This window comes from Enteractinococcus helveticum (genome assembly GCF_020742345.1).
Lineage (GTDB): Bacteria > Actinomycetota > Actinomycetes > Actinomycetales > Micrococcaceae > Yaniella > Yaniella helvetica_A.
In genome coordinates this window covers 1-8,691 of record NZ_DYXC01000036.1, presented here as the reverse complement: position 1 = coordinate 8,691, position 8,691 = coordinate 1, and the positions used below count along the sequence as shown (strand labels likewise).

The following is an 8,691-nucleotide window of genomic DNA, read 5'->3' as shown; positions in this document are numbered from 1 at the left end:
TGACCATGTTCACCCCGAGCTTGCTGAACAAATGCACCGCATCAACCACCGCTTGCGACGTCGCTGGGGCGCTCAATTGGCGCCACACGGTATGAGTCCGCACTACTATCGCGCGCTGGCAGCCATTGGGCATGCTCCGGACGACGGCGAGGTTGCCGGGCTGAAACTGCGCGAGATTGCCGAACGGCTCCGGATTGCTCCGCGGTCAGCAACTGAAGTGATCGACGGGCTTGAACAGCGCGGCTTGGTGCAACGGGTGTCTCACCCTAAAGATCGTCGAGCAACCCTGGTGGTCATTACCGACGCTGGTCGACAGTTATTTGCGCAGCTACGAGCCGAACGTCAACGGTCGAGCTCAGAGTTTTTTGCTGTGCTTGATGAGGCGGACCGTCGTGAGCTGAGTAGGCTGCTGGACAAGCTCATTGAAGCCCATCCGCGCGGTAAAAATTGTGCTCCACCGCATTAAGCACAGAATTTGGTGGGCTAGATGGGCAGCACTACTTCATTGGCAAACCAGCCTTGCAGTTGGTTAACCCAGTCATTCCACAGGCCGGTGGCCATAGCCAGACCTAACAGGATCAGCATGATCCCACCGGCGCGCATAATCCACACGCGGTGCTTGCGGAAAAATGCCAGGCGCTTCATGCCGCGTGAGAAGCCCAATGCCAACAGGATAAACGGTATGCCTAATCCTAGAGAGTAGACCACCGCTAACGCACCACCGCGCCACATGCTGTCGGTGCCGGCTGTCGACATTGCAATCACAGCGGCCATTGTTGGGCCAATACACGGTGCCCATCCGAGCCCAAAGATCATCCCCAACAGGGGAGCACCCCATAACCCGGCTTTGGGTTGGTAGTTAATTTTTCTATCCCGCTGGAAAAATGACATGCCGCCCATGAAGACAATTCCCATAAGAATGACCACGCCACCCAGGGCTTGGGTGAGCCACTGGCCATCCCCGCGTAACCAGATAAATACTCTGCTCAGGAGTAACCCCGCAGTGACAAACACGGCGGTGAATCCTAGAACAAACAGTGATGTTCCGGCCAATATTCGACCCCGTTTGGTATCGTCGAGGCTGGCCCCAGAAAGACCTGAGACATAACCTAAATAGCCTGGTGCCAGGGGTAACACACAAGGTGACAGAAATGAGACGAGTCCGGCAAGGGCTGCCACAGGCATGGCTAACCACATCGACCCGTCCAGAGCGATTTCAGCAAATGGATTATTCATTCAGATACCACTTTGGAAAGAATGTCCTCCACCGTGGATGGATCGATGGCCCCGAGGATACGTGCGGCCACGCGGCCTTGATCATCTAAAATCACGGTGGTGGGAACAGCTTGGGGTGGAGCGTAATCAGCGAATTCTGCAAGCACTTGCCCACTGCGGTCTTCTATTGACGGGTATTGGATGCCAAAGCTCTGTTCAAAATGCGCCGCTTCGGCTTTTTCGTCTCGGACATTGACGCCCACGAAATTGACTTCGTCAAATTCTTGGCTCAGATCTGCCAGGTGCGGGGCTTCCACACGGCACGGAGCACACGCGGCGTACCAGAAGTTGATCAGCGTGGGTCCCTCGAGGGTCTCAGCGGATATGGTGTCGCCGTCGAAGGTTGAACCAGTAAAATCGATGCGCTCGCCGCGGTCAGGCTGACGAATTTCTAGTACGGAGCCATCTCCTGCGATGTAGTTGTCCTTGGCATCGGAATTGCCGACTTGTTGTGCAAGGGGTTCGTCGCTTGCGCAACCGGTGAACAGCGTGACACCTACTATGAAGAGTCCCAGTATGGCGTGTGATAGTTTGCTTCTCACAGAACCTGCCTGGTCACAGCGCTAGTTTTGCTTCTCAGCTACGAGGTTCGCCTTGCGATACCGGGCACGAATCCACACGCCCAAAATAATGCCAACTACCACGATCAACAGTATGACGTCCACGAGGGGGTTACTCAGGATTGCGCTTGATTCCTGCAGCCATGCCGAAGTCTTCGTTGGCAATAGTTCGGGCATTGTCACTAAACCGTTGGTAGTCCAGAACAACACTCCGACTGCGATGATAATGATTCCCGTAATGACGGACGTCGAGTGAAATTCCCGTCCGAAAACGGTGAAGATTCTGCCACGAAGTCGAGTCTTCCATCGTGAGCTGAGTTTTCCCCACACGCTTGCCAATAATAAAAGCGGCACCACCATGCCCAGCCCATACACTGCCAACAGGCCACCAGCAGTCCAGACGTCATTTTGAGTAGCCGCTAATGTCAGCACTGCCCCTAAGATTGGGCCTGCGCAGAGCCCAGCGACCCCACTCACAGCACCGAGCAGTAGGGTTTTGACCCATCCGGTTCGTTGATTCGCTTGTTTTTGTAGCTGTTCTGCGCCGGGAATAAACCGAGAAGGGTCGAAGCCGATGCCTAGGAGCTGGATTATTCCTAGCACGATCATCAAGATAGATGCGGCGATGATAATGATTTCTCGATGAGACGCAAATAGCGTTCCCAATACGCCCATGCCGAGCCCTAGCGGCACGAGCACAACGAGAAGACCAACTGAGAAAATTCCTCCGTGAGCCCACAGGCGGGGTCCAGAGCCAGCGGTTGATGCGAAGAAGGCAGGTAATAGCAGCGCTCCGCAGGGGCTTAGCAGGGCTAGCGTTCCGCCAATTAATGCAGTTAAAATTCCGATGTCCATGGTCTACTCCTGCGCCGCAGCCAGTGATTTTTCGAATGCGTCAATGAATACGCTAGCTGGTTGTGCTCCGATAATAGGCGTATTGTTCATGAGGAACGTTGGGGTAGATTGAGCACCCACGCTTCGACCAAGTTCTTCATTTTCAGCAACAATATCTGCGGTCTCCTGGGACTCAAGATCTTCCTGGAATTGTCCCATGTCCAAACCTGCTTCTTCAGCCAAGTCGGTAAGCGCCTCAGCGGAAAAGTCGCTGAGCGTGTCACCTTCGGGGAAGAGTTGTTCATGGTAGTCCATAAATTTTCCTTGCTGCCCTGCAGCAACGGCAGCACTTGCAGCACGAACAGAGTCTTCACCATACATATTTATGTCGCGCCACTCGATACGCAGGTCACCGTCGTCGACGTATTGCATGAGTTCAGGCAATGTTTCATGGTTCCATTGGGCGCAGAAAGGACATTGATGATCTGAGAACATCACCAGTGCTACTGGCGCGTCTACTTCGCCAATTGCAAGGGGGTCTTCTGGGTCACGACGCACAACCTGGTCGACGAGATCATCTGGAACAGCTTCAACCTGTTCAGTGCCTTGCTGTACGGAATCTGACTCGGCATCGGCTTGCGGCGATGCGGTGGATCGTCCCCAGAAGAAGGCTGCGATAAGAGCGACAACTATTCCAAGCGTCACTAACGTGGGAGTGAGCCACAAGCGAGCTGCACTGGTATTGCTAGACATATGAGTTTTCGTTGTCCTTCCAATTGACCAATTAGACGCGCCTTTTAAGCGCGGTAACTGTTCGTGCTCAGTCGACTATAACGCATAGTTACTATCTCGCATAGTAGAGTGAAGAGGGCTCAATGAGAGGCATAGATATTGGCTAGTCACATTCTCTGGGTCATAAGGTCAAGCCAGGGCTTTGCGGGAATGCGGATTGAGCGATGAGCACATCGTAGGTAAGGAACAGTCTGAGTTAATAGACTTCGGCAGACCCAGCTGCAACGTTCAGCTCTTGCGTGATATCGATGCCCCGATTGACATTTCATAGCAGGCAAAAACGCTTGCTCGACATAATTGATGTTCTTCAGCCAGCGAAAGGCCCACCTCCGACCGTGCAATTCTGCGGAATATCATCAGGCCATGAAGGGATGGTCAATGTACCACAAGATACTGCCCCGACTGTGTAGTGCTAGGCTCGACGCCGAAACCTGATATTTGTGAGGCCAGGGTCGCTGCCTTACTCCAACGTTGCGGTGACAATATAGTGACTCTCCTGAGTTCAGATGCTTTGCGGAACGGAGGCAAATGTCGTGACCACCACCTACACTCCCACACAAACGGTGCATGACAAGAAACGCGCGGCCCTGTCGGCAGCTATTGTGGGCGCGATTCTTTTGGCGGTGGTCCCGGCATATTGCATAACGTTGGCTGGTGGGTCGGAAGCCTATGATCGGGTACATCTCAGCTTCCCCGGAAACCCTGTCGCTGGGACTACCGCGGTGTTTTGGTCAGTGAACGTTCTCAGTGGGGTTGCGACGCTGGCGATTGTGGCCGGGGCCGTGCTATTTCTCAAGGCGCCAAAAAAATCTCGATTCCTGCCCGCTGATCTCTCGTTGAGACCATTGCGGTGGGTTTCTGGTACGTGGGCTCTTACCAGCGCCATATTGGTATTTGCGAAAGGCCTGGATGCTGTGGGCCTCCCATGGTCGGAGCTTGCAGAACCCGGCGGCTTTAGCTTCGTATTTGTTGGCTCGTACTACCCTACGGCGTTTTCAATTACAGCAATATTTGCTTTTCTTTGCTGGATGGCCACGTACTTCGTCGAGAAATGGACCGACCTGCTGATTCTCTTGTGGCTGACCGTCTTTGGGAACATTATTCCGGTAGCAGTCGGACAACTCTTGGTCGGGCCAAACCACGACTTTGGCAGCGACGCCGGCTACCTCCAAGTGTTAGCAAGTGGCCTTGTGGCTTCATCGATTATCACTGTCGGGTTTGCATCGATGGGGCCGTCCGAAAAGGCCAAATTCAATCTAGTACGCGCAGCAAATTTTGGTGTTATTGGGGCAGTTGGCCTGCTCTTGATCGAAATCATTATGACACCATTTCAACTTGCTGGCACGGGCCTTACCGCTTCAACAACCGGCTGGCTGATACTTGTGCGCTGGCTAATGGAACTGGTACTGCTCGTGCTCACGGTAGTCGTCAGGAGACGAATACACTCAGGTCGTGGCCATGCGCGTGGGCTCGCGTTGCTCAGTGGGCTCGTAGTGGCAGGCTGGGTCGGGGTACTTTCAGCCATAGCCCAAATACCGCCGCCCCACTATTTTGCTGGAAGCGGCACCATGTCCGAGGTGTTTCTGGGTTATGAACTGCCCGAAGGCCCTGACCTTGCCGGGTTGTTTCTTGAATGGCGTGTCAATGTCTTATTCGCCGTATTGTCGATAGTCGCGATCTTCGGTTACGTCGTGCTGGTGCTGAAAGTTCGTCGGAAAGGACAGTCTTGGCCTGGTCTACGCACCCTCGCCTGGATGCTTGGTTGGGCTACTGTAATCCTTTCGACCAGCAGTGGCTGGGGCAGGTTTGCTGGTGGTGATTTCGGCATTCATATGGTGACCCATATGTCACTGAATATGCTTGCACCATTGTTGATGGTTCTAGGCGGCCCCATCACGCTGGCGCTCAATGCCTGGTCTGGAGCTACGGGGACCGCAGGCTGGGCACGAAGACGGCTCGTAGAATTGTTGAACTGGCGTGCGGCTCGCTGGCTGTCCAACCCGTTATTTGTCTTCGTCGTGTACATTTCCTCGTACTATGTGCTGTATTTGACACCCTTATTCGAATTTTTCATGAACTATCACTGGGGTCACCAGTTGATGAATTTGCACTTTGTGATCATTGGTTATTTGTATTTCAGCCTGATCATTGGTGTGGATAAGGGGCCGGTTGAATTGCCCTATATTGGTAAGCTTGGTCTCGCATTTGCGGCAATGCCATTTCACGCGTTCTTCGGGGTCGTACTTATGATGACCGCCACACCCATTGCCCAACAGTATTTCTTATATTTGGATTACCCCTGGTCTGATTTGGTTGCCAGTCAGGAACTTGGTGGCGGGGTTGCATGGGCTGGCGGGGAAATCCCGACCCTCATTGTCATTATTGCGTTAGCCGCCCAGTGGAGCCATCAAGACCGCCGTGAACGGACTCGCGTAGACCGTCACATGGATCTGGGCTACAACAAAGAATTTGACGACTATAACCATATGCTCATAGAGCTGGCTGCAAATGATCAACGTGCAGCCGCGGAACGAGGGAAATAAGCTGTGTCAGCAACACCTGTTCAAGGCAAGTCTTCAACTCAAGACCAATCAGTAGAGCCTGTCACATTTGATATCAGTGGCATGTCATGTGCGGCCTGTGCTTCACGGGTCGAACGAGCCGTGACGAAACTTGACGGTATGGACGCAGTGGTCAATTATGCGACCCAGCGAGCCATCGTGTTCGGTGCTGACCCTACAGACGCCGATCAGATTATCGACAATATTCGATCGGCCGGCTACGATGCGCATCTTCGTAGTGATGAAGATGCCGACCTCTGGACGCAACGAGCCAATCATCAGCGGTTGCGGCAATTGCGGATTCGACTCATCGTGGCAGCGTTGTTGACCATTCCTCTGATGGACATCAGTATTGTGTTGGCCTTGGTACCAAAATTCCGGTTTCCTGGGTGGGAATTAGCCTTGTTGGTGTTATCCGTTCCCGTTGTCACCTGGTGTGCCTGGCCGTTTCACAAAATAGCCCTACTCAACCTGCGGCACCGGACCGTGACCATGGACACGTTGATCTCGCTGGGGGTTGCGGTCTCGTTCATCTGGGCAGTAGTGACCGTCCTATTTCCCAGTGTGCTTGATGGGACGGACGCTTGGGTTGGATTTTCTTGGGCCCCCGACGGTGCCCAGGCCCTGTATTTGGACGTAGCCGCCGGGGTTACGATGTTCCAATTGGCTGGCCGCTATTTTGAAACCCGTTCTCGGCGAAAAGCCAATCAGACGCTGGACGCATTGATGCAAATCGAAGCCGCCACAGTCCGCGTGGTAACGGACGAAGGCACTGTCGAACAACCGGTGTCACAGTTACAGTCTGGACAGGTTTTTGAAGTTCGAGCTGGCGAAAGCATCGTCGCCGACGGCATTATTACACAAGGCAGCGCTGATGTTGATGTGAGTGCAATGACAGGGGAGAGCCAACCGGTATTCCTAGAAACCGGTGCATCGGTGCACAGCGGCACCGTGACAACCAACGGCTATATTCATGTTGAAGCCCAACAGGTTGGGGGCCACACTCGACTACGTCAGATGGCGCAGGCAGCTGAAGAAGCCCAAGCCCGAAAATCTGCGGTTGAACGGCTTGTTGATCGGGTCGTGAGATATTTTGTTCCCGGCGTCATCGCTCTGGCAATAATTTCCGGTCTGGCCTGGTGGATATTTGGCCAACATGTTTCAACGGCCGTGATGGTTGCTGTGTCAGTGTTGATCATTGCGTGCCCTTGTGCCCTCGGGTTGGCGACACCTACCGCCTTGATGATGGGTATGGGGGCGGGAGCCTCTCGTGGCATTTTGGTAAAGGGCATGGATGCGCTTGAAGCCAGTGGCCGCGTCGACACTGTTGTATTTGACAAGACCGGAACACTAACCACCGGCAAAATGCGTATTATTGATGCGGTTCCGGTAGATGAGTTTTCCGTGGTTGACCTGTTTGCGTTCACTGCGGCGATTGAACGAAAATCGAATCATCCCTTAGCGCGCGGGGTCGTGGACGCCGCTGAACGGTTAGAAAATGTGGCGTTTTATAACGCAACAGACATCCAAGAAATACCAGGCCGGGGGATGGTCGGTGTGGTTGGTCAACAACAGGTTCTAGCTGGCACTGCCCATCTGCTAGATGATTACGGTGTTGAAATTCCGCCCCGCGATGCGGTGGACGGTTCTGAAATTCTGGTGGCAATCGATGGACGCTTCGCGGGAAGCATCGTGTTGGGTGATGTTATTCAAACCGGTGCACACCAAGCAATTGCTGCGATGCGGCATATGGGCCTCCACACCGTGCTGCTTAGCGGCGACCGTCAGAACGTCAGCGAAGCTCTCGGCCGTGAACTGGGCATCGATACTGTCATTGGCGATACGACTCCGCTGGAGAAAGCAGATGTCGTTGAGCGACTGCAAGCCGAAGGACGCAATGTGGTCATGGTCGGCGACGGCATCAATGACTCCGTGGCGCTGTCAACAGCAGATTTGGGCATAGCCGTATCGCAAGGCACGCAAGTCTCACTGCAATCAGCCGATGCGGTGCTAGTACGCTCCGATCTATTAGCAATCCCCGAAGCGGTACTCCTATCACGGCAAACCTTACGCACTATCAAACAAAACCTGTTTTGGGCCTTCGCATATAACACAGGGGCAATACCAATTGCTGTAGCCGGACTGCTGAATCCGCTCATCTCGACTTTAGCGATGGCGCTATCCTCAACATTGGTTATTAGCAATAGTATGCGCCTGGCTCGGTTTGACCCACGCAGAACGATTTCGCGGGCGCTACGATCAGCATCGCAGATCCGCCAGACGAACCCCAATGAGTCGACACAGAAGCCCTGATCGCGGGCCAAGAAACACACCCCGTAACCCACGCCGTGCAACCCCATCCCGGTGATGGCAGCTTAGCCCTCCACGCTCCAACCCAGCGCTGGTGCGACCCTGGTTCCTAAGAGTTCTATCGAACGCATAGTGATCTCGTGGCCCGGGTCCAGGGAATGGACTTGGAAACTGACTTCGGTTGATGCATTCGCGGCCTGATCCCCGGCGAGCTGCTCGGCAACTTCATCAACGGTACCGAAATACGTGTTCGTGTACCGCAGCAATTCCTGGTCGCTCAACGCATCAGCTGAGATAGATTCACCATTCTTGCGCAGGTTTCGCTCAGCCAGCATGGCCACACGCGTCCGGAGGTGGCG

General features: G+C 54.0%; 7 protein-coding genes and 1 pseudogene. 3 read left to right on the top strand and 5 right to left on the bottom strand.

Annotated features, from left to right (window positions below; genetic code table 11):
• On the top strand, window positions 1-466 hold a 466-nt coding region (locus K8V32_RS03040; RefSeq protein WP_369681032.1), incomplete at its 5' end, for a MarR family winged helix-turn-helix transcriptional regulator.
• Between the two features lie 17 nt (window positions 467-483).
• Here the strand turns inward: K8V32_RS03040 and K8V32_RS03035 are convergent.
• Genes K8V32_RS03035 through K8V32_RS03020 form a run of 4 tightly spaced genes read right to left on the bottom strand, consistent with a single transcriptional unit; the run spans window position 484 to window position 3,422 of the window.
• Window positions 484-1,236 (bottom strand): cytochrome c biogenesis CcdA family protein, encoded by a 753-nt coding sequence (locus K8V32_RS03035; RefSeq protein WP_303902687.1) that lies wholly within the window; start codon window positions 1,234-1,236, stop codon window positions 484-486.
• On the bottom strand, window positions 1,233-1,817 hold the full coding sequence (locus K8V32_RS03030) for a TlpA family protein disulfide reductase (RefSeq protein WP_303902684.1): 585 nt from the start codon (window positions 1,815-1,817) through the stop codon (window positions 1,233-1,235). Before K8V32_RS03030 ends, K8V32_RS03035 begins: the two co-directional genes overlap by 4 nt.
• Window positions 1,818-1,838: 21 nt before the next feature.
• Entirely contained in the window at window positions 1,839-2,690 is an 852-nt protein-coding gene (locus K8V32_RS03025) for a cytochrome c biogenesis CcdA family protein (RefSeq protein ID WP_303902682.1), read from the bottom strand.
• 3 nt (window positions 2,691-2,693) lie between these two features.
• Window positions 2,694-3,422 (bottom strand): DsbA family protein, encoded by a 729-nt coding sequence (locus K8V32_RS03020; protein WP_303902680.1) that lies wholly within the window; start codon window positions 3,420-3,422, stop codon window positions 2,694-2,696.
• A gap of 572 nt (window positions 3,423-3,994) precedes the next feature.
• Here K8V32_RS03020 and K8V32_RS03015 point away from each other — a divergent pair.
• Both K8V32_RS03015 and K8V32_RS03010 read left to right on the top strand, forming a co-directional pair.
• Window positions 3,995-6,004, top strand: coding sequence for a cytochrome c oxidase assembly protein (locus K8V32_RS03015; protein ID WP_303902678.1), 2,010 nt, complete (start codon window positions 3,995-3,997; stop codon window positions 6,002-6,004).
• Window positions 6,005-6,007: 3 nt separating this feature from the next.
• Window positions 6,008-8,335, top strand: a complete 2,328-nt coding sequence (locus K8V32_RS03010) for a heavy metal translocating P-type ATPase (protein ID WP_303902675.1) — start codon at window positions 6,008-6,010, stop codon at window positions 8,333-8,335.
• Window positions 8,336-8,397: 62 nt separating this feature from the next.
• Here the strand turns inward: K8V32_RS03010 and K8V32_RS03005 are convergent.
• Window positions 8,398-8,691: pseudogene (locus K8V32_RS03005) on the bottom strand (putative FMN-dependent luciferase-like monooxygenase); the annotation flags it as partial.

Excerpts from the sequence above, each read along its gene's own strand:
- K8V32_RS03035 (WP_303902687.1), bottom strand. The coding sequence starts at position 1,236 with ATGAATAATCCATTTGCTGAAATCGCTCTGGACGGGTCGATGTGGTTA.
- K8V32_RS03025 (WP_303902682.1), bottom strand. The coding sequence starts at position 2,690 with ATGGACATCGGAATTTTAACTGCATTAATTGGCGGAACGCTAGCCCTG.
- K8V32_RS03020 (WP_303902680.1), bottom strand. The coding sequence starts at position 3,422 with ATGTCTAGCAATACCAGTGCAGCTCGCTTGTGGCTCACTCCCACGTTA.